Annotated in this window: 16 protein-coding genes; 4 read left to right on the top strand and 12 right to left on the bottom strand. The window is 71.4% G+C overall.

The annotated features are described in order from the left end of the window. Positions 1-4 precede the first annotated feature (4 nt). The 3 genes from LGM42_RS14410 to bcsB are packed head-to-tail and all read right to left on the bottom strand — an operon-like array spanning position 5 to position 7,473. Positions 5-3,913 carry a cellulose synthase subunit BcsC-related outer membrane protein gene (locus LGM42_RS14410; protein WP_226232524.1) on the bottom strand — a complete coding sequence of 1,303 codons (3,909 nt, stop codon included), beginning with the start codon at positions 3,911-3,913 and terminating at the stop codon, positions 5-7. After that, on the bottom strand, positions 3,898-5,133 hold the full coding sequence (gene bcsZ, locus LGM42_RS14415) for a cellulose synthase complex periplasmic endoglucanase BcsZ (protein ID WP_226232525.1): 1,236 nt from the start codon (positions 5,131-5,133) through the stop codon (positions 3,898-3,900). Before bcsZ ends, LGM42_RS14410 begins: the two co-directional genes overlap by 16 nt. A gap of 3 nt (positions 5,134-5,136) precedes the next feature. After that, positions 5,137-7,473, bottom strand: a complete 2,337-nt coding sequence (gene bcsB / locus LGM42_RS14420; protein ID WP_226093753.1) for a cellulose biosynthesis cyclic di-GMP-binding regulatory protein BcsB — start codon at positions 7,471-7,473, stop codon at positions 5,137-5,139. Positions 7,474-7,963: 490 nt separating this feature from the next. Between bcsB and LGM42_RS14425 the strand changes: the two genes are divergently transcribed. Continuing rightward, entirely contained in the window at positions 7,964-8,986 is a 1,023-nt protein-coding gene (locus tag LGM42_RS14425; RefSeq protein ID WP_226232526.1) for a sensor domain-containing diguanylate cyclase, read from the top strand. A gap of 54 nt (positions 8,987-9,040) precedes the next feature. Here LGM42_RS14425 and LGM42_RS14430 read toward each other — a convergent pair whose 3' ends face one another. From LGM42_RS14430 to LGM42_RS14450, 5 genes are all read right to left on the bottom strand, one after another. Continuing rightward, on the bottom strand, positions 9,041-9,493 hold the full coding sequence (locus LGM42_RS14430) for a hypothetical protein (RefSeq protein ID WP_226232527.1): 453 nt from the start codon (positions 9,491-9,493) through the stop codon (positions 9,041-9,043). Further along, positions 9,493-10,908: a phosphatase PAP2/dual specificity phosphatase family protein gene (locus tag LGM42_RS14435; RefSeq protein ID WP_226232528.1), complete on the bottom strand. Its 1,416-nt coding sequence runs from the start codon at positions 10,906-10,908 to the stop codon at positions 9,493-9,495. The genes LGM42_RS14430 and LGM42_RS14435 overlap by 1 nt, the downstream gene beginning before the upstream one ends. Then, entirely contained in the window at positions 10,905-12,674 is a 1,770-nt protein-coding gene (locus LGM42_RS14440) for a bifunctional alpha/beta hydrolase/class I SAM-dependent methyltransferase (protein ID WP_226232529.1), read from the bottom strand. The genes LGM42_RS14435 and LGM42_RS14440 overlap by 4 nt, the downstream gene beginning before the upstream one ends. 77 nt (positions 12,675-12,751) lie before the next feature. Then, positions 12,752-13,357 carry a CDP-alcohol phosphatidyltransferase family protein gene (locus tag LGM42_RS14445; protein ID WP_059573799.1) on the bottom strand — a complete coding sequence of 202 codons (606 nt, stop codon included), beginning with the start codon at positions 13,355-13,357 and terminating at the stop codon, positions 12,752-12,754. A 15-nt stretch (positions 13,358-13,372) separates the two neighbouring features. Further along, a complete protein-coding gene (locus LGM42_RS14450) occupies positions 13,373-13,579 on the bottom strand; it encodes a hypothetical protein (protein WP_155644620.1) in 207 nt (68 codons plus the stop codon). A gap of 246 nt (positions 13,580-13,825) precedes the next feature. Between LGM42_RS14450 and LGM42_RS14455 the strand changes: the two genes are divergently transcribed. Together LGM42_RS14455 and LGM42_RS14460 are read left to right on the top strand one after the other, a co-directional pair. Beyond that, positions 13,826-14,458 (top strand): lysophospholipid acyltransferase family protein, encoded by a 633-nt coding sequence (locus LGM42_RS14455; protein WP_226232530.1) that lies wholly within the window; start codon positions 13,826-13,828, stop codon positions 14,456-14,458. 34 nt (positions 14,459-14,492) lie between these two features. Beyond that, entirely contained in the window at positions 14,493-15,422 is a 930-nt protein-coding gene (locus LGM42_RS14460; RefSeq protein ID WP_059573800.1) for a phosphatidate cytidylyltransferase, read from the top strand. 41 nt (positions 15,423-15,463) lie between these two features. Here LGM42_RS14460 and LGM42_RS14465 read toward each other — a convergent pair whose 3' ends face one another. The 4 genes from LGM42_RS14465 to LGM42_RS14480 all read right to left on the bottom strand — a co-directional run bounded on the left by LGM42_RS14465 (position 15,464) and on the right by LGM42_RS14480 (position 19,568). After that, positions 15,464-16,288 (bottom strand): topoisomerase IV, encoded by an 825-nt coding sequence (locus LGM42_RS14465; protein ID WP_226232531.1) that lies wholly within the window; start codon positions 16,286-16,288, stop codon positions 15,464-15,466. 268 nt (positions 16,289-16,556) lie between these two features. Then, entirely contained in the window at positions 16,557-16,868 is a 312-nt protein-coding gene (locus tag LGM42_RS14470) for a hypothetical protein (protein ID WP_059573802.1), read from the bottom strand. Then, positions 16,868-18,229 (bottom strand): acyclic terpene utilization AtuA family protein, encoded by a 1,362-nt coding sequence (locus LGM42_RS14475; RefSeq protein ID WP_226232532.1) that lies wholly within the window; start codon positions 18,227-18,229, stop codon positions 16,868-16,870. The genes LGM42_RS14470 and LGM42_RS14475 overlap by 1 nt, the downstream gene beginning before the upstream one ends. Positions 18,230-18,269: 40 nt before the next feature. Continuing rightward, complete coding sequence (locus LGM42_RS14480; protein ID WP_059640911.1) at positions 18,270-19,568, bottom strand: CitMHS family transporter; 1,299 nt, start codon at positions 19,566-19,568, stop codon at positions 18,270-18,272. A gap of 97 nt (positions 19,569-19,665) precedes the next feature. On the opposite strand from LGM42_RS14480, the gene LGM42_RS14485 reads away from it, so the two are divergent. After that, a complete protein-coding gene (locus LGM42_RS14485; RefSeq protein ID WP_060011698.1) occupies positions 19,666-20,562 on the top strand; it encodes a LysR family transcriptional regulator in 897 nt (298 codons plus the stop codon). Positions 20,563-20,598: the final 36 nt, after the last annotated feature.

Here is a 20,598-nt window from a genome sequence, read left to right on the forward strand (position 1 = left end):
TCCCCTAGTAATCCGAATAAAGCCGCACGGGCGTGGGTGTCACGAGCCAGCTGCGCGGCGCGCGCGCATCGAACGCATAGCGCAGGTAGACGAGCGCCGAGCTCGGCGCATAGTCGTGCGACCGGTCGATGTGCAACTGCGCGCCGACGCTCAGGTGCGCGTTCACGCGATACTCGACGATGCCGTTCACGCCGTACGAGAACGACACGCCGCGCGTCGAACTGCCCGCGTACACGAACCCGGCCGCCACCTGCGCGGCCCGCTGGCCGGAGAGCGTCGGGTAATACAGCGAATCCTTCTCGTAGCTGTTCGAGATCCCGCCCGTGACGGTCAGGTCCCACGACAGCGCATCGTGCCGCCCCGCCCATTCGATCGGCACGCCGAGCGACAGGTAGCGCTGCGGGCTGTAGTAACCGCCCTGCCCGTACGTGTAGTAACGCAGGTTCTGCGCGTAGTGCCACGCATTGCCGACGAGCCCGGTGCTGACCTTCATCGTCGCGCGCTCGTACACGGGCACCGTGAAGCCGGTGCGCAGCGTGACTTCCGCATTGCGTTCGACGTTGCGGCCGGACAGCACGCCCGCGCCGAGTTCCGCGAACAGGTTCGTACGGCCGACGTCGACCGACGCACGCAGGTTCACGCCGTCGCGGCGCACGCCGCCCCACACCGCGCCCGTCCACGGGTCGCGCATCCCCGCGTACGACAGCACGCTGCTCGTTTCCGGCCGGCGCGACGCATTCACGGAGAAGCTCGCGGGGCCCGCGTCGAAGCGATAACGCACGCCGCCGACGAGGTAGTGCACGGGGAAGCCGAGCGGCGACGTGCCGAGATCGAACCGCCACGCATCGGACAGGTAACCGGCACCGAGCGCGACGCCCGTCACCGACTGGTGCAGCGAGCCCGACGGATTCGCGAGCAGCGCGGCAGCCTGCGGATTCGGCTGGAACGGCGGCGGCAGCCCGTTCGGCGCCCTGAGCCCCGCGTACGTGCCGAACGTCTTCAGCGAATACGCGTTCGGGTCGCTCGTATCGAGCGTGCCCGGGTCGAGATGCACGGTGTCGATCTGCGCGAATACGTGCCCGTCGTAGCGGACCGGCATCTGCATGTAGATCGGCACCTGCTGCGCGCGATACGACGAGATGCCTTCGTCGCCCGATTTGTACGCGGGTATCCAGCCGGTCTCGATCTCGGGATTGCGCCGCTGCGCCAGCTCCGCGAACGCGGCCTGCGCGGGTGTCAGCCCGTCGCGGCCCGGGCCTACCCCCGTCGCGCGCTCCTGCGACTGCGACAGCCGGTACAGCGACGCCGCGTCGTCGTAGCGGCCCTGCGCCTCGGCCACGCGGCCGGCCGCGACCGTCACGTCGGCGCGCGCCGGATATGCGGCCTGCAGCCGCCCGGTCACCTGCGCGGCTTCGTCCGGCCGGCGCAGCGCGTTCAGGCGCCGCACGGCCGACAACTGCGTGTCGACGTCGTCGTCCGGCGTGCGCGCCAGCACCGCCTGCACGCGCTCGCGGGCGGCCGCACGGTTGCCGCTGTCCTCGTCGATCCGGGCGAGCGCGAGCTGCGTATCGGCGTCGTCGGGCGTGCGCGCCACGACCGGCGCGAGCGCCTCGCGCGCCGCATCGTAATGCCCCTGCGCGCGTTCGAGATCGGCGAGTTCGAGCGCATGGCGCTTGTCCGCGCGGCCGGCCGGGCTCGCGCGATCGAGCAGCGTGCGCGCCTGCGCATAGTCCTGTCGCGCGATCGCGTCGTCGGTCTGCCGCAGCACGAGCCGCAGCGACTGGTCCTCCAGTCGCGCCGTCTGCGCGGGCGTCAGCGCCGGGTCGCGGCGCAGCGTGTCGAGCCACGCGGCGAGCGCGTCGTCGCGCCCCGCGCGGCCGAGCAGGTCGCCGTAGCGCAGGCGCACGTCCGCATCGGCTTCGCGCGGATGCGCGGCGATCCAGTCGTGGAGCGGCGAGAGGCCGCGCTCGGGTTCGCCCGCGTCGATCCACTGCGCGCCGATCGCGGCGAGCATGTCGGGATCGTCCGGCGCGCTCGCCTGCGCGTGCGCGAGCGTGGCGGCGAATGCCGCGCGGTCGCCGCGTGCATGCGCGCCGCGCGCGTCGGCGAGCGCATTTTCGGCATCGAGCTTGCGCGCGAGCGCACGCATCCCGTCCGAACGGTGCGCATCGTCGACCGGCGCCAGTGCGGCCTGCGCGCCGGCGACATCGTCGAGCGAGTTGCGATACAGCGCGTTCGCGTAGCGCATCTCGGGCGTATCGCTCAGCGCGAGCCCGTCGTCCATCACCGTGCGGCCGAGCTGCGGCAGCCCCATGTCGCGATAAAGGCGCGCGAGCGCGAAGCGCGTCCACGGCGCGTCGGGCGTCGCGCGCACGGCCGCCTCGTAGCGTTGCGCGGCCGGCCCGCGTGCCCCCTTGTCGGCCAGCGCGCGCGCTTCCTTCGCGAGCAGGTCGCCGCGCAGGCCGTCGAGCGCGCGCCGATCGTCGGCGCCCGTCACACGCCCTTGCAGCGCGTCGAGCAACGGGCCGATCCGGTCCGCGCGGCCGGTGTTTTCATACAGCGTGGCCGTGTCGCGCACGGCCGACACGCTCGGCGAGCGCGCGGCGAGCAAACCGCGCAGCAATGGCTCCGCCTGCGCCCAGTCGCGCTGCGCGAGCAGCGCATCGGCAAGCTGAAGCTTCGCGTCCGGGTTGTCCGGCTGCATCGCGAGCGCCGCGCGCGCGGCGCGCTCGGCATCGCGCGGGCGGCCCGCACTGGCCGCCTCGCGGCCCTGGGCGAGCAGCCCCCAGAACTGCGCGGTACGCGCGAGGCCTTGCCATTTGCCGCGCTGGTCGGTCGCACGTGTCGCGGCCCGTGCGAACAGCGCGCGCGCTTCGTCATGCCGCCCTTCGCGCAGGCGCAGCAGGCCGAGCCCGCCCAACGCATCGGCGTCGTCCGCCCGCGCCCGCGCGGCGCGCGCGAGCAGCGGGTCGGCGGCGGCCAGGTCGCCGCGCGCCAGCGCCTGCAGCCCGCGCTGCTGCGCGATGTAGTCGGGATCGCGCTCGAGCCGGCGCTGCGCATCGCGCTGCCGATCGAGGCCGGCCGCGCGATCGCGGAATTCGGTATCGTCCGGCGCGAGCGCGAGATACGCGTGCAGCGCATCGAGATACGCGGGATCGCTGCCGGCCGACTGCAGCACGCGCCGCCACAGCGCCATCGCTTCCGTATGGTCCGCGTCGGCGCGCGTCGCGAGCGACGACGCGATCCGGTTCGCTTCCGCGCGCGTGTCGTCGCGCTGGTTCAAGAGCCGCGCGAGCGCGATCGACGCGCTCGTGTCGCGCGGATCGGCGGCGATCGCGCGGCGCAGCGCGGCGATCGCCGGCTCGCGCCCGCCCGGCGCATTCGACACGATCTGGTAATACTCGGCGCCGAGCGCACCCGACGGCGCGCCGTTCGGAAACAGCGCGACGATCCGCCGGGCCGCCTCGTCGGCGCGGCCGCTGCGCGCGAGCAGCCGGATCTGCGCCATCTCGCCGCGCGCGCTCGTCGCGACGCGGTATTCGTCGGCCACCCGCCGCGCGGCAGGCGCATTCGGCGACTGCGCCTGCAGCCGCGCCAGCGACGCCTGCGCGCCTTTCGCGTCGCCGAGCCGCAGCAGCACGCGCACCTGTTCGGCCAGCAGGTCGGGATCGCCCGGCGCGATCAGCAGGCCCTTGCGCAGCGCATCGCGCGCGAGATCGTCGCGATGCTTGATGCCCCACATCCGCGCGGTGTCGAGCTCGCGCCGCGCATCGCCGGCAGCCGCGGTCGCCGGTGCCGCGGGGGTCGCCGCCGCGGCGCCCGAGGCGGCGCCCGGCGCGGCCGCGCACACCGACGACGCGAGCCACGCGAATCCCGCGACGTGCGGCGCGGCGCGCTTCAACGGGCGGCGCACGAACGGCCTCCCCAACGCGTGTCGAGCGTGCCGTCCGCTTCGAACCGGTAGCGGCCGTCCCGCCAGCCGAGCCCGAACAGCGTCAGCACGCTGGAGTAATAGCCGGGCGCCGACTGGCGCGCGAGCGTCTCGACGCGCGCCGCCTGCGCATCCGCGAGCGCGTGCTGGCCGCGCGCGTCGAGGAACGGCACGGCCGCCGCGGAGAAGCCGCCGTTGCCGTCGTTCGGGCCCGCGACGCCCGTCGTCGTATCGACCTTCTCCGGCGGCGCGCCATGCGCGGCGATATGGTCGGCAAACGGCGCGAACTTCGCGAGCAGCGGCGCGGCGAGCGGGTCGGCGCGGTCGAGCATGCCGGCCCACAGGTACACGCGGATCGCGTTGTACGCGCTCTCCGCGTGCGTGTCCGGATCGGGCCCGAACCCCTTGCCCGCGCGATACAGCGCCCAGTCGGGCGAGAAGCCCTTCGGCGCGGTGTCGAGCAGCACGCGAGCGGTGCTGGATGCGAGCGCGGCCCAGCGACGGTCGTCGGGCAGCCGCGCGCCGAGCGCGCGAATCACCTGCGGCGGCGAATAGCTCGGATTCACGCGCCATTGGCCGTTGGCCAGCTTGAACCCGGTCGGCCCCGGCAGCAGCGTGAGGCCGAGGCCCGGCACGGTCGCCGTCTCGTCGTCGAGCACGCGCTTCGCGAGCAGCGCACCGCGCGCCGTATAGCTACGCTCGTGCCACAGCCGCCCGGCCTCGACGAGCGCATAGGCGATCCACAGGTCGGCGTCCGACGCCGCGTTCGCGTCGAGCACGCGCCATGCGCCGTCGGGCGCGCGGCCCCACAGCCAGGCCGGCAAGCGTGCGCTCAGGTCGCCCTGCGCGAGATTGTTCTCGGTCCACGCGAGGATCGTGTCGAACATGCGCCGGTCGTTCGCGACCAGCGCGAAGAACAGCCCATACGCCTGCCCCTCCGATACCGTGCGCGAATCGGCCGAGCCGACGTCGATCACGCGGCCGTCGGCCGAGATGAAATCGCGCTTGAACGCGTCCCAGCGCGGCCACGCGGCGCTGCATCCCGCGCCGGCCGCATCGGCGGCACTGGCCCCGGCGGCGTGCGCGCGCGTGGCCATGCCGGCCGCCGCGCACGTCACCGCCACCGCCACCGCCACCGCGAGGGTCACGCCGACACGCCGCGCCGGCTGCATCGCCCGTCGCTTCGTCATTGCCCGCGCCATCTGTTACATCCCCCGTCGACGCGCGGCGATTCGCTGCAGCACGCTGAACACGCCGAGCGCGAGCAGCAGCCCCGCGACGACGCCCACCGCGCCGAGCACGACCGGATGCCGCGCCGCCTCCGTCCACACGCGTGCATACCACGGCACGAAGCCGACCACGTAAGGCTCGCCGACCCGCAGGCTGTCGACCTGCCCCGGCCGCACCAGCGCGAGGTCGCCCTGCAGTTGCGCCACGAGCCCCGCGTTCTCGAACACGTCGAGCAGATCGCCGAGGCGCGGCTGGTCGGTCGCCGTCAGCGCGACGACGCTGCGGCCGCGGCTGCCCGGCAGCTCGAAACCGGCGAGCGCGGCGAGCGGGCCCGTCTGTTCGATGTGCGCGCCGCCGTCGGCGACGCCCACGCCGTTGCGCCAGCGCTCCTTCACCGTGAACGCGACGCGCGTCGCACCGCCGCCGCCCGCGCCGCCCGGCTCGCCGATCGCGAGCGGCAGCGACGCGCGCCAGTTCGCGAGCAGCGGCGACGCCGGAGAGCCGTCGATCACGAGCACATCCTTGTGCCCCGACAGCGCGGCGACGTCACCGGGCCGCGCGACCTGCACGCGCAGCGCCGGGAAGCCGGTCCATTCGCCCATGTGGCCGAGCATCGTCAGGTACGCCTCGAGCTCCTGCGGCGAGGGCCGCTCGGGCAGCACGACGGCCGTCTGCGACAGGTCCGCGAAGCGCGTGAACGGAAAGCCGCTGTTCGCGAAGAACGCGAGGTTCGGCAATTGCGCGTAATGGACGAAGTGCGAGAAGTCGATCGTCGAATCCGGATCGATCGCCGCGCGCTGCGGCTCGGTGGCCGTGCTCGAGCACAGGCCCGTCTTCTGCGAATCGAGCGTGAAGCGGAATTGCAGCTGGTTGCCGCTGCCGACGCGAAACGCGGGAATGTCGACGTCGCTCGTCACGCGCCCTTCCGGCACCGACAGCAGCGGCAGTTGCATGCGCCCGTGCGCGTCCTCCGCGTGGGCCGGCCCGAGCCGGTACGACTTCACGAGCTGGTCGTTGATCTCGACCGCGAGCGTCGAATTGTCCTGCACGGTCGGCGCCGTGTAGCGGTAGCGCAGCGTGATCGGCACGCCCGCGCCGTTCCACGAATGCAGATCGGCCGGCACGCGCAGGTTCAGCCGGATCGCGTCGGGCGTCGTGCCGCGCACTTCGAGCTGGCGCGGGTCGTTCACGAGCTCGCGGAACGCGATCGGCCGGTTCACCGGCAGCCAGCGCGGCGCGTCGTACGGCTTGCGCGGCGCGCCGAGATCGACGTGCGCGACCGTCGCGGCCGGCCCGGACAGCGCCGCGCGGCCGAGCACGAGCGTCGCGACCGCGTCGTCGACCTCGGCCGCCGTGCGGCCCGTGACGATCAGCAGCTTGCGCCCCGGCGCGGCCGGATTGTCGGCGACCGCGAGCAGCGGACCGTTGATGGGCGGCAGCGCGAGACCGGCCGGCAGCGTCGCGGCCGTGCCGACCACGACGGCCTGGTCGTCGGCCGGCAGCGCGGCCGATACCGGGAAGCGCGCATGCCGGTAGTCGGCCAGCGCGCCGAACCACGACGCGAGCACGCCCGCGCTGCGCAGCGTCGCCGAATCGGGCGTGGCCGGCAGCACGAACGGCAGCCGCAGGCGGCCGTTGTCGCGCCGGTCGAAGAACGGCGCGGGCAGCAGCGCGAGATCGTTCGGCAGGCGCACCGGCGATTCGTCGAGGATCAGCTCGCTCGTCGGGCTCACGTCGGCCCACAGCGCCGAGTTCGCCGGATCCTCGCAATGGTCGAGCGTGTAGTGCGCGATCAGGCGCAGGCCGATCTGGTTGAAATCGGAAAAGTAGCGCGGATCGATCGGGATCTCCTGCGTGACCGTGCGCCCGGCGCGTGCCGCATCGAACGGAACGGTCGCGATCACCTCGCCGTTCACCGACACCTTCAGGTGCGACAGCGGAAAGACCAGCGACGGCGAATACGCGTAGGTCAGGCGCAGCCGCGCGCCCGTGATCACGCGGTCGAGCCGCACGCCGGCGTTGATCGTGCGCGCGTCGTCGGCGCCGCGCAGGCGCAGCGGATCGAACGCGCCGAGCGATGCGAACGGCATGCGCACGGTCGTGGCCGGCAGGCCGGCGGCCGGCGCGCTGGCCGCCGTCGGCGCGGTAGCGGGCGTCGCGGCCGGCGCCGCGTCGGTCGCCGCCGCGCGATCCGCAGCGGACGTCGAAGCGGCGGCCGGCACCGCCGGCATCGGCGCGGCCGACAACGCAGCCGCGTGGAAAGCGCCGGTCATCGCGGCCGCGAGGACGAACAGCGACACGGCCGGCCTCATGCGCCGCTCCCCATCGTCACAATCGTCCGGTCCATCCGCGCGTCGAAACGGACGCGCGCAAAGCAGCTATGCCCGTGAGTGCACATCCCCTCTGCTTCCTCTCATCTATATGACCTGATTGCATTTGTCGGTACGACGCGGCGGATGCTTCAGCGGCCGGTTCGTCGCGTTGCGGCGCGCCTGGCACCGGCGCCCGCTCATTCGTCACACTATCTCAAAAATAGAACAAAACTTACCGTGATTCGCGACTGTGAAGCGAAAAAACCTCAATTCGGTCGGAAATGCCGCGCGGGAAGAGGGAATGGCAAGAATTGCGCCGTTGCCAGCGGGACGGCTGGAACGGCATACTGCCGGCGCGATACGGCTGGCCGGGGGCCGGGCACCGGCCGCGGTCCGTGGCGGACCGCCCCGCCACGCGCGCTGCCGCAGGCGGCGCGTATGCTACCGCAAGTACGTGTCGCGCGACGTACTTTCTTCATGGAAAACTGACTTGAATCAAACCGCCGACTCCGCCACCCCGTCCGCCGACACGTTGCTGCGCATCATCGCGGCGCAAGCCGAAATCGCGAAACTCGGCATGGATCTCGGCAGCGTGATCGCGTACGTGGCCGAACAGATGCCGAAGCTCACCGGCGCGAGCGCCGCCGCGGTCGAATTCGCCGAAGGCGACGACATGGTGTACCGGGCCGCGTCGGGCACGGCGGCCGGCATGCTCGGCCTGCGGTTGCGGCGCTCGGGCAGCCTGTCGGGGCTGTGCGTGCAGCAAGGCGAGTTGCTGCACTGCATCGATTCCGAAACCGACCCGCGCGTCGATCGCGATGCGTGCCGCCGGGTCGGCCTGCGCTCGATGCTCGTGATGCCGCTCGCGCATGCCGACACGACGGTCGGCGTGCTGAAGGTGATGTCGCCGGACGTCGACGGCTTCTCGCCGGCCGACTCGGCCACCCTGCGGCTGATGGCCGACCTGATCGCCGCCGCGATGTTCCACGCGGCGCGCAACGAAGCGAACGAGCTCTACCTGCGCGCGACCCACGACGCACTCACGGGCCTGCCGAACCGCGCGCTGTTCTACGACCGCCTGCGCCAGTCGATGCACTCCGCGCTGCGCGCAAGCGGCCGGCTCGGCATTCTCAACATCGACATGGACGGGCTGAAGCCGATCAACGACGGGTTCGGCCACCGCGCGGGCGACGCCGCGCTGCGCGAGGTCGCCACGCGGATGCAGGCCGCGGTGCGGCGCTCGGATACGGTCGCGCGCATCGGCGGCGACGAATTCGCGGTGATCCTGCCGAATATCGGCACCCGCGACGATGCCCATGCGCAAAGCACGCGGCTCGCGCGGCGGGTGGGCGAGCCGTTCGAATTCGACGGGCATGCGCTGCAGCTCGGCGTCAGCGTCGGCATCGCGGTGCTGCCGGACGACGGCACCGACATGAATGCGCTGATCGAGCACGCGGACCACGAGATGTACGAGGCCAAGCGCACGCGATCGCGGCGCTCCGCGCAAGCATGACGCCTCGCATGCGCCGGACGGGCCGTTCCCGCCGATAGCGCGCTTGCGCTGGCCCTAACCGATCGGCGACACCGCGAGCGCGAGCCCGACGACGAGCCACTGCACGATCGCCACGAGCACCGCAGCCCGGCACAGCCCGACCGCGCCGCGCACGCGTGCGTCGAGCGTGCGCCCGGCCTTCGCCGCGTCGATCCAGCCCAGATCGGCGAGCGCGCGGTCGAGCGCCGCGAGCCCGTCGTCGACCGTCCCGTCGCCTTGCGCCGCCCGCGCCAGCGCGGCAAACAGCCGCCGATCGATCTCGATGCGCACCGCGTACCACAGCGCCGCGATCCCCGATCCCGTGCTGACGACGGCCAGCAGTACCCGGGCGAGCGTCGCGGGCACCCAGCCCGCCGCGATCCACCCGCCCGCGCCGGCCGCAGCCAGCGCGGCCGCGATCGCCCAGACGCCCGCATCGAGCGCCCCGCGCGCGGCGGCGATCCTGAACGGGCCGGACGGATCGCGCATCACACGCGCCCCACGTCGCGCCGGCGATCGATCCACTGCTGCAGCACGGCCACACCGTCATCCGACCAAACCGCGCGCGGCCGCACGGCGCGCACCGCGGCCAGCGCGTCGCGCGCATCGGTGAACCCGCGCCGCGCGGCGAGCCACGCGGCCGCGCACAGCACGCTGCGCCCGTAGCCGAGCGCACAGCAGACCAGCACGTCGCGCCCTTCGCCGTGCAGGCGCTCGAGCGCCGCGACGGCCTGCGCGAGCTGCGCCGCCGTCGGCGCGACGAGGTCGAGCTGCGGCACGCACGCATACGCGAGCGATGCATCGGCCGCCGCCCAGCGCGGCATCTCGGCGGTCAGGTCGACCAGCGCGGAGAAGCCGAGGCGCCGGATGTCGCGCGTCGTCGGCGTCCGGCCGATCGACACGCGTTCGTCGATCCGCACCGGCGCCGGCTGGCGGATCGTCCACAGCCGCGAATTGACGAACGCGCCGGCAATCGTCGGCGCAAGCAGCGCGCCGATGGAGACCGGAAACCGCCCGTGCGCGTCCTTCTGGAATGCGCCGGGCGCACCGCGCCGGTAGGCCCACGCAACGCAGGCGAGCGCCAGCGCGACCCACCCCGCCGCCAGCGCCCCGGCCGGCGCACGCGGCACACAGGCCAGCGCCGCGCATGCGACCAGCGCGGCGCCGAACGCATAGCGGCGCGCGAGCGCGCGGCCGGCCTGGCTCGGCGATGCATCGGCGCCCGGCAACCGGCCCGCGGCATCGCGCAGCGGAAACAGGAACAGCGCGAGACAGCCGACGGCCGCCCCGGTCGGCACGTCGATCGCGTGATGCTGGTAGGTCGTCAGCACCGACACGCCGATCGCCGCGAACCACAGGTGCAGCACGCCGCGCGCGAACGTGCCGCGCAGGTGCTTCGCATAGACGGCCCACAGCACGACGAGCAACCCGATATGCAGCGACGGCGCCTGGTTGAACGGCTTGTCGAAGCCCATCAGCAGCGTGAACAGCGCGCCGGCCACGCCGCCCGCGTCGGGCCGCTCGAAGCCGAAGCGCAGCGGCCACGCGATGAAGCATGCGACCGACACCAGTTGCACGGTCAGCAACCGTTTCACGTGATCGAGCAGATCATCGCGGCGCGTCCAGAAGAAGAACGACAGCGCATACAGCAGGTCGATCGACCAGTACGGCACGATCGTCCACGGCACGAACGGGATCGCATGCTCCCAGCCGAACGCGAACGTCGGCACCGCGGCGCGGCGCGCGGCGAGCCAGTTCGCGAAGCCGTACGTCGAGAAGAACACGGTGCCCATCGCCGCGAGCCAGCCGAAACGCAGCGCGAACGACGCGCCGCGCGCGCCGGCCGCCGGCTCGGCCAGCCCGCCTCCCGCACCCGCGCCCGCGCCGCCGCCGAGCGCGCTCATGACGCGTCGACCCGCTGCGCGAGACTGACCGTGAAGATGCCCATCTCGTCGATCCGCTGGTCGAGCTTGCGGAAGCCCGCCCGCGCGACGAGCTCGTCCATTTCGGCCTGCGAACGGCGGCGCATCACCCACGTCGACTCGCCGCGGTGATTGTTCAGCGCGCGCGCGATGAATTCGAGCTGCGGATGCCACGGCTGCCCCGTGTAGACGAGATAGCCGCCCGGCGGCACGGCCTGCGCGAGCCCGCGCAGCGAGCGCTCGATCAGCGCGTTCTCGCCGAACAGCTCGTACAGGCCCGACACGATCGCGAGCGTCGGCCGCGGCTCCAGCGTCGCGAGCGACGCCTCGTCGAACGCGTCGCCGCGCTCGAAGCGCGCGATCGGCTCGAGGCCGCGCTGCGCGATCAGCACGCGCCCGGCCTCGACGTTCGGCGGGCTGTAGTCGCGCAGCGTGATGTCGTCGGGCGCCGCGCCGTCGCGCTCGGCGGCCATCGCGATCGCGTCGAGCACGTAGCGCCCGTGACCGGCCGCGATGTCGACGATCCGCACCGGCGTGCCGTGCGCGCGCAGCCGGCCGATCGCCGCGCCGATCAGCTCCTGCAGATGCACCTTGCGCTGGCGGATGCCGACCCAGCCCGGCGAATCGAGATACGTGCGGTCGATCAGCGCGCCGATGCCGAACCGCCCCTGCGCGCGGTTGCGGTACACGTAGTCGAGCGTCGAGCCCGAATCGAAGCCGAGCCGCAACCCGAGCGCGATGCCGTCCGACAGCGCGCCGCCGGCTTTCAGGCCGGCGCGCGTGAGCGCCCAGTATGCCCGGGCGAACACGTTGGCCGGCGGCCGGCCGAGCGCCGCGTATTCGTCGTGGAACGCGCCGCGCCGGTCGGCATCGGCGAGCGACACGCGCGGGCTCGGCGCATCGAACTCGCGCAGCACGAACGCGCGCAGCGGCGCGAGCGCCTGCGCGCGGTCGCGCTCGCCGAGCGTGTCGTGGTAGAAGCCCGGCAGCACGATGCGCTCCTTGCGCGCCGAGCCGAGCCGTTCGAAGAAGCGGTCCTGCGGGCCGCGATGCACGACCCAGTCGGCGCCCGAGATCAGCAACTGCGTCGGCACGGTGATCGCGGCCGCGTCGGCGACGATCCGCTGCGCGGTATCGTGCAGGTCGAGCAGCATGTTGACCGCGATCGGCCGCGTGATCAGCGGATCGGACGCGTAGCTCGCGATCCGTTCGGGATCGTGCGTGAGGAATTTCGGCTTCACGTAGCTGTTCACGTAGAACAGCCCGCGCAGCTTGTGTATCAGCCGCAGCCCCGGCCGCGCGAACGGCACGTAGAGCTTGATGTGGAATGCCGGCGACGCGACGACGAGCGCGCGGATCGGCGGCGCGTAGTCGTGCGCCCAGGCCGCCGCGAGCACCGCGCCGACGCTCTGGCCGACGACCGCCATCTCCTCGATCGCGATGCCGTGCGTGTCGCGGATATGCTCGACGAAGGTCTGCAGGTCGCGCACCGACGCGGCCGCGCTCGGGCTGTAGCCGCGCGCGCCCGGCGAGCGGCCGTGGCCGCGCGCGTCCCACGCAAAAAAGGCGAAATCCGGCAGGTCGAGCTCGTCGACGAGGTGCGCGACGCGCGCCGAATGTTCGTGCCCGCGATGCAGCAGCACGATCGCGCCGCGGCAGCGTGCGCTCGTCGCGGGCCAGTGGCGGTAGAACAGCGTCGCGCCGTCGTGCGTGATGAAGTCGGCCTCGCGGGCCGTGCGTGCGTTCATGCGATCTCTCTCGTTTCGTTATTCGAATCATGCGGCGCCGCCCTCCGGCGCCGGTCCCGCCCCGCGTCGGCGGCCGATCAGCCGCCCGCTTCGGCGATCCCGGCCTGCACGCGCCGCACCGCCGTCACGATCGACAGCACGATCAGCAGCCGCCACAGCCACGCGGCGGCGCCGCCGACCGGCAAGCCGAGGCCGATCCACAGCGCGAACGCGCCGAGGGCCAGCGCCCGGTCGCTCTTGCCGAACGGGCCGTCGTAGCGGCGCGTCGCGCCGACGAGCGGGCCGATCAGCCCCGCGCATTCGACGATCACCGCCGTCAGCGCGAACAGCCAGACGTCCGCCGGCGCGAACGCGGGAATGGCGAGGAACGGCAGCACGAGCGCGACGTCGGACACGATGTCGCCCAGCTCGTTCAGGTACGCGCCGAGCGTGCTCTTCTGCCCGTGCTCGCGCGCGAGCATCCCGTCGATCGCGTTGAGCGCCATCCGCGCGAACAGCCACAGCGGGATCAGCAGGAACAGCGCGCGGGCGAACACGCCGAGCCCGGCAAGCGCGCCGACGACGATCGAGCCGCCGGCCGCGAACAGCGTGACCTGGTTGGCCGTGACGCCACGTTCGGCGAGCGAATTCGCGAACGGGCGCAGACGGTTCTGGAATTTGGGTTTGAGTGCGTAGAGGCTCATCGTTTCGTATTCGTATTATTCGCGCGGCACGGTCGGATAGTTTCCCGCCGCCATGCCCCGAGCGGCGAAACGGCCTTCGTCGGCCTGGATTGAACGGCCCTCATCGTCGCCGAGCCGCCCCGATGCGTCAAGCATGCGGCCCGGCCCGCCCGCGTGGCGCCAATCTGGCGTTTTTCGGCGAAACTCGCGATAATCCGCTGGCCCGATCGCAGCGAGATCCATTCGAACTGCAGACGGGCACTCGTGCAACAGCCGATTATCACGCCGCCGACCGGCGCATTCGCCGCGACGCGACAGCGTGCGACGGCGAATCGTCCGATTATCGCGGACCTGCGACAGGCAGCCACGAACTTTGAAAAAATTTAAACAAGAGCCGTCCGGCGCGCATCCTGCCGCGCCGGCATTCCGGGGTTCCGCCCACCGCGCGTGCGCGGCGGGCCGGGCATGCACGCAGGAGGCCGCGCGCCGATGAACATCCTCAACGTCTGGCAGCGCGATTTCCTGCTGTCCATCGTGCGGCTCGTCGCCGGCGCGTATCCGGTCTGGCATCAGGCGCCGCCGTCCCCGACGCAGAAGATCTATTTCTCGAACCATACGAGCCACATCGACACGCTCGCGATCCTCGCCGCGCTGCCGCGCGACGTGCGCGCGGTCGTGCGGCCGGTCGCCGCGCGCGACTACTGGGACAGCAGCGACCTGAAGCGTCACATCGCGCAGAAGCTGCTGAACGTCGTGCTGATCGACCGTCATCGCGAATCGGGCGGCGACCCGCTGGAGCCGGTGCGCGACGCGCTGCGGCAGGGCCACTCGATCATCATCTTCCCGGAAGGCACGCGCGGCGCCGACGTGCTGCCGCAGCCGTTCAAGAGCGGGCTGTTCCATCTCGCGACCGAATTCCCCGACGTCGCGCTCGCGCCCGTCTACCTCGAGAACCTGCAGCGCATCATGCCGAAGGGCGCGATCTGGCCCGTGCCGCTGATCTGCAAGGTGCATTTCGGCGCGAACGAAGCGCTCGCCGCGCAGGAAGACAAGCCGACGTTCCTCGCCCGCATGCGCGACGCGGTCATCGCGCTCGCGCCGCCGCAGCGGCCGGCCGGCTGAGCGCGCCCCCTTCTCCCTTTTCCGGATACCAACCATGCGAACCCTCTTCTGGGAACTGGTCGCGGGCGTCACGGGCGTGCTCGTCGTCGCGACCGTGATCGGCGCGATCCTCGGCGCGCGCAGCGGCGGCGCGAGCCCGACCATCGTCAACCTGAACCAGCGCATCCGCGCATGGTGGGCGATGATCGCGATCATGGCCGTCGCGATCGGCCTCGGCAACAACGTCACGTACCTGGTGTTCGCGCTGCTGTCGTACCTGACGCTGCGCGAGTTCATCACGCTCACGCCGACCACCGCGAGCGACCATACGACGCTCTTCATCGCGTTCTTCATCGCGATTCCCGTGCAGTACCTGCTGCTCGGCATCAACTGGTACGGGATGTACTCGATCTTCGTGCCCGTGCACCTGTTCTTCGCGATGTCGCTTGTGTCGGCGCTCACGCAGGACACGCGCGACTTCCTGAGCCGCAACGCGAAGATCAACTGGGCGCTGATGGTGTGCGTGTACGGGCTGAGCCACGCGCCGGCCGTGCTGATCCTCGACATTCCGCGCTACGCGGGGCAGAACGCGCTGCTGCTGTTCTTCTTCCTGTTCGTTGTGCAGATCAGCGACGTGCTGCAATACGTCGTCGGCAAACTGTTCGGACGCCGCAAGATCGCGCCGCAGCTGTCGCCGTCGAAGACGGTCGAGGGCTTCATCGGCGGCGGGCTGCTCGCCACGCTGTGCGGCGCATCGCTGTATCGCGTGACGCCGTTCGGCTTCGGCGCGGCGTTCGGGATCTCGCTCGCGATCGTGATCGCGGGCTTCGTCGGCGGGCTCGTGCTGTCGGCCGTCAAGCGCTCGCTCGGCACGAAGGACTGGGGCTCGATGATCGCCGGCCACGGCGGCATGCTCGACCGCGTCGATTCGATCTGCTTCGCCGCGCCGGTGTTCTTCCACCTGGTGCGCTACCTGTACGTGTGAATGCGCGGGCGGTGCAATGCCGCCCGTTCCCGCGCGAAGGATCAGTACCCGTCGCGCAACGCCTTCGGCACGACGTAGCGGCCACGCGCGGCGTCGAACTTCACCGTGTAGCGTGCATGGATGGCCTTGTCGCCGCGCGTACCCGTTTCCGTGACCGTCAGCGGATAGACGTCGCCCGTGCCGGCGGTGTCCGGCGCGATCTCGAAGCGGCGTTCCTCGCAGCGCGCGCGGGCGTTCGCGCATTCCGTCGACTCCGCGTTGTCGAGCGCCTCGTCGATGCGTGCCGCCGCATGCACCAGCGCATTACCGACCGGCAGCCAGATAGAACGGAAGCGTTGCGTATAGCCTTGCCGCGTGTCGCTTTCGCCGATAACGAACCCGAACAGGTGCGGCCCAAGCCGCTCGATGCGCACCGTACCGGGTTCGCCACGCCCGCCCGATGCGATCTCCGTTTTCTTCGCGACCGGCTCGAGCGTCCTGCCGTCCGGCGAAGGCTTCAGCACGTACAGGTCGATCGCGCCCGGCGTCGCGTCCGAATCCATGCCCGGCATCCCGTTCTGTACCGCCGCCTCGGTCTCGCCGCACATCGCGAGCAGCGTGCGCGGGCCGTCCGCGGTCGCCACGCGCAGCACGCCGCACGGCGAATGGATGAAATCGTCGCCGTCCGCCTGCCAGCCCTTGCGGCTTGCGCGCCAGTTGCCGTACGTGTCGTGGATGAAGGTTTTCAGTTGGCGGTCGGGCTGGGCCGGCTCGGCGGCATGAACGGGCGACGGTGCGGCGAGCGCCGTGAGTCCCGCGAGCGCGCCAAGGGCGGCGAGCGAAGCGAAGAGCGGCTTGAGACGTATGGTCCGGTTCTGGGCAGTCATGACGAGATCAGGTCGGATGGGTGTGCGGCGGATTGTTGCAGAAACGACGGGGCCTCGTCGATCCTTCACACGTCGTCCGGGGCGGAAAAGAATGGCAACCGCCCGTTGCCGACGACGACGCGCCCTGCATCGTTGCCCATCACGTCATCGCCTCGTGCCTGCGCACATCGCGGGCGAACTCATCGAGCATGCGGACGGGCGGCGCGAACTGCTGATCCCGTGAAGGCCCGGCCTCTTCCCGTCCCCTTCCCGACCGCGACGCCCGCCGTCACGCCGGATCCGGCACCTCGATCGCCAGCAGCGCCGAACTGACCGACTTGCCGTGCGCATCGAGCGCGAGCGAGCGCGTCACGCCACCGCCGAGCGCATCGCTCAGCACGAAGTTGAACGCACCGAGCGCCGGCAACTCGTAGCGCACGACGTCGCCGTGCACGATGCCCGCGAGCCATGCCTTCACCGCCTGCGCATCGAGGTGCGTGCGCAGATGATCGTAATGACGCGGATCGCGGCAGATGACCGACACGTTCAGCGTATTGCCCTTGTCGCCGGTGCGCGCATGCGCGAGTTCACGCAGTTGCATCAGGCCTCCACGAATGAAAACGACGGCGTCACGGCCGCGCGCGGCAGCAGCACCGACTGCACGGCGATCACCTCGCGCGTCGACTTGAACGCGCCGCCGCCGCCGGCCGGCCCGTTCGTATAGAGCGTCTCGACTTCGTTGCCGATTCGCGCGGCCTCGGCGGCGTTCGCCGCGCGGCCGGCCACCCGCACGCGCACCTCGGCCGGCTCGCCGCGCACGGCCGGCGTCGCGTCGCCGTACAGCGCATCGACGCCGATCAGGTCGAAGCGCAACTCGGTCGCCGCGACGCCGGTCAGCGCGAGCCGCTCGCGAACGATGTCGAGCGCAAGATGCGCCCGCGCGAGCGCACCCGGCCCGCCGTACGAGATCTGGCCTTCGCCGATCCAGCCGTCGACATACGCGACCGACACCTTCAGCGTGTCGGGCCGCGCGGCGCCGCGCCCGCCCGTCACACGCACGCGATCGGTCGCCTCCTCCGCGACCGCCACGCGCGTGAAATCGGCCACGACATCGGGCTGCAGATACCGCGCCGGGTCGTGAATCTCGTAGAGCAGTTGTTCCTTGCAGGTCGCCGCGCTCACGCGGCCGCCCGCGTGCGGCACCTTCGTGATCACGACCGAGCCGTCGGCCGCGACCTCGCCGATCGGGAAGCCGAGCCGCGCCAGATTCGGCACGTCCTTGTAGCCGGGATCGGCGAAATAGCCGCCCGTCACCTGCCCCGCGCATTCGAGCAGATGGCCGACGACGGTCGCCTGTCCGAGCGTGTCCCAGTCGTCCATCCGCCAGCCGAATGCGTGGATCAGCGGCGCGGCGAACAGCGACGGATCGGCGACGCGCCCGGTCAGCACGACGTCCGCGCCGGCCGCGAGCGCGTCGACGATCGGCGCGGCGCCGAGATACGCGTTCGCGGATACGATGCGGTCGCGATACGCGGCGACCTCGTCGCCCGATTCCTCGAAACGGAACGCGCCGCGCAGCACGACGTCGAGCACGTCGTCGCCTTCGACCGCCGCGACCTTCAGCCCCGCGATGCCGAGCGACTGCGCGATCCGCGCGGTACGCCGTGCGGCCGCGCGCGGATTCGCCGCACCCATGTTCGACACGATGCGCACGCGCTTGACCGCCGCGACCGGCAGCACCGCCTGCATGCGCGCGTCGAGCAGCGGATCGTAGCCGAGCGCCGGATCGTTGCGCCGCGCCTGCTGCGCGATCGCGATCGTGCGCTCGGCCAGGCATTCGAAGACCAGGTAGTCGAGTTGCCCGTGTTCAGCCAGTTCGACCGCGGGCTCGATTCGGTCGCCCGAATAGCCGGCGCCCGCGCCGATGCGCACGCGCCGTTCATGTGAAGGCTTTGCTGTCATGTCCGTACCGTCGTCCGGCGGAGCGCGCCGCCGGGAAGAATCAAAAGACGCCGAGCACGACGCAGGCGATCGTCATCACGATCGACGCGCCGAACAACAGCGGAAACGTGAATTTCTGGTGCTCGGCGAGCTCGATCCCGCACAGGCCGACGACGAGGAACGTCGCCGGCGTGAGCGGGCTGACCGGGAACCCCGTCGTCATCTGGCCGAGCAGCGCGGCCTGCCCGACCTGCACGGCCGGCACGCCGAGCTGCCCGGCCACTTCGGCGATCACGGGCAGCACGCCGAAGTAGAACGAATCGGGATCGAACAGCATGCTGAGCGGCATCGACGCGAGGCCGAGCGCGACCGGAATGTGGCCGGCCATCGACGGCGGCACGAAGCCGACCGCCGCCTGCGCCATCGCCTTCAGCATCCCGCTGCCCTGCATGATCCCGGTGAACACGCCGGCCGCGAGCAGGATACCGGCCATCATCAGCGCCGCCCGCGCATGCGCGTCGATGCGCTTCCGCTGCATGTCGACGTCGGGGTAATTCACCATCAGCGCGATGCACAGCCCGACCATGAACATGATCGCGGGCGGAATCTTCTCGCCCATCACGACCATCGTGCCGAGCACGACGAGCGTCAGCACGAGGTTGAACCAGAACAGATGCGGCCGACGCAGCGCCTGCTCGTCGGCCGTCAATTCGCGCCTGGGCAGCGGGATCGACGCATCGTCGCGCGACAGGCCGAGCCGCTTCTCCTCGCGCCGCCCGAGCCAGTACGCGACGCCGAACACGAACACGAGCCCGATCGCCTGCACCGGAATCAGCGGATTGAACAGCGCCGACACCGGCAGGTGCAGCGACGCGGACGCGCGAATCATCGGCCCCGTCCACGGCAGGAAGTTGATGCCCGCGGCCATCGACACGGCGGCGGCCAGCACGCGCCGGTCCATCTTCAGCCGGTCGTACAGCGGCAGCACGGCCGGAATCGTCACGAGAAAGCAGACGGCGCCCGAGCCGTCGAGGTGGATCAGCAGCGCGAGCAGCGTCGTGCCCATCACGATGCGCGTCGGCCGCGTGCCGACCGCGCGCAGGATCCGGTCGATGATCGGGTCGAGCGTGCCGGCATCGGTGATCGTCCCGAAATAGAGGATTGCGAACACGAACATCCCGACCACGGGCGCGAGGCCCTTCAGCCCGTCGATGACGAACTTGCTGGTGTGCAGCCCGAAGCCGCCGATCAGCGACGCGGCGATCGGCACGATGATCAGCGCGACGAGCGGCGACATCCGCTTCGACAGAATCGCGGCCAGCAGCACGACGATCGTGCCAAGCCCGAGTAACGGCAGCATCCGTGTCTCCTACCTTGTCTTTTGTTGGAGACGAGCGTAAGGTCGGCGCAGCGATAGCACAATTGAAATGATTTGATCGTAGCAATCACGAATCGTTATGGATCTGAATCTTCGCGACATTCGCGCGTTCGTCACCGTCGCGCACGCCGGCAACTTCACGCGCGCGGCCGCGCGGCTGCACCTGTCGCAGCCGGCGCTGACCGTGCAGATCCGCCGGCTCGAGGAAATCGTCGGCGCGCGCCTGTTCGACCGCAACAGCCGCAGCGTCGCGCTCACGCAGACCGGGCGCGAGTTGCTGCCGCTGTTGCAACGCTCGCTCGACGACATGGAGCGCGTGCTGCGCGATGCGCGCGCGCTCGGCGAAGGCGCGAGCGGCACGGTGCGGCTCGCGTGCCTGCCGACCTTCGCGTCGAGCATGCTGCCGGAGCTGATCCAGTCGTTCCGGCGCGACGTGCCGCGCGCGGGCTTCGAGATCCGCGACGGCGTCGCGAGCCTCGTCACCGCGCTCGTGCGCAACGAGGATGCCGATCTCGGGCTGACTGGCGGCGACACGTTCGATGCGTCGCTCGAGGTGCTGTATGTGGGCGCCGACCGGCTCGTCGCCGTGTGCCCGCAGGATCATCCGCTCGCGCGCAAGCGCCGCGTCGGCACCGCCGACGTCGCCGGCGTGCCGCTCGTGCTCACCGCGCAGGGCACGAGCGTGCGCAGCGTCGTCGATGCCGCGCTGGAAGCGGCCGGCTGCACGGCCGACATCGCGTGCGAGCCGACCTACATGATGACGGCCGTCGCGATGGTGCGCGGCGGCCTCGGCGTGACGATCCTGCCCGCGACCGCCCGCGAGGTGCGCGCCGAGCCCGATCTGGTCGCGAAGCCGATCGACGATCCCGCGTTCGTGCGGCCGATCGCGCTCGTCGTCAAGCGCGGGCGCACGCTGCCGCGCGTCGCGCAGGCGTTCGCCGACCTCATGCTGGCGGAATTGAAAAAGCGCGCGTGAAGCGCGGTTCCCACATCGGGACGGTTCGCGCGTCGC

Source organism: Burkholderia sp. AU39826 (assembly GCF_020419965.1).
Classification (GTDB): Bacteria; Pseudomonadota; Gammaproteobacteria; order Burkholderiales; family Burkholderiaceae; genus Burkholderia; species Burkholderia semiarida.

Coding starts and splice junctions, on each gene's coding strand:
- LGM42_RS14440 (WP_226232529.1), bottom strand. CDS start 12,674: ATGAACGCACGCACGGCCCGCGAGGCCGACTTCATCACGCACGACGGC.
- bcsB (WP_226093753.1), bottom strand. CDS start 7,473: ATGAGGCCGGCCGTGTCGCTGTTCGTCCTCGCGGCCGCGATGACCGGC.
- LGM42_RS14475 (WP_226232532.1), bottom strand. CDS start 18,229: ATGACAGCAAAGCCTTCACATGAACGGCGCGTGCGCATCGGCGCGGGC.
- LGM42_RS14460 (WP_059573800.1), top strand. CDS start 14,493: ATGCGAACCCTCTTCTGGGAACTGGTCGCGGGCGTCACGGGCGTGCTC.
- LGM42_RS14445 (WP_059573799.1), bottom strand. CDS start 13,357: ATGAGCCTCTACGCACTCAAACCCAAATTCCAGAACCGTCTGCGCCCG.
- LGM42_RS14465 (WP_226232531.1), bottom strand. CDS start 16,288: ATGACTGCCCAGAACCGGACCATACGTCTCAAGCCGCTCTTCGCTTCG.
- LGM42_RS14480 (WP_059640911.1), bottom strand. CDS start 19,568: ATGCTGCCGTTACTCGGGCTTGGCACGATCGTCGTGCTGCTGGCCGCG.
- LGM42_RS14450 (WP_155644620.1), bottom strand. CDS start 13,579: ATGGATCTCGCTGCGATCGGGCCAGCGGATTATCGCGAGTTTCGCCGA.
- LGM42_RS14455 (WP_226232530.1), top strand. CDS start 13,826: ATGAACATCCTCAACGTCTGGCAGCGCGATTTCCTGCTGTCCATCGTG.
- LGM42_RS14430 (WP_226232527.1), bottom strand. CDS start 9,493: ATGCGCGATCCGTCCGGCCCGTTCAGGATCGCCGCCGCGCGCGGGGCG.
- LGM42_RS14485 (WP_060011698.1), top strand. CDS start 19,666: ATGGATCTGAATCTTCGCGACATTCGCGCGTTCGTCACCGTCGCGCAC.
- LGM42_RS14470 (WP_059573802.1), bottom strand. CDS start 16,868: ATGCAACTGCGTGAACTCGCGCATGCGCGCACCGGCGACAAGGGCAAT.
- bcsZ (WP_226232525.1), bottom strand. CDS start 5,133: ATGGCGCGGGCAATGACGAAGCGACGGGCGATGCAGCCGGCGCGGCGT.
- LGM42_RS14435 (WP_226232528.1), bottom strand. CDS start 10,908: ATGAGCGCGCTCGGCGGCGGCGCGGGCGCGGGTGCGGGAGGCGGGCTG.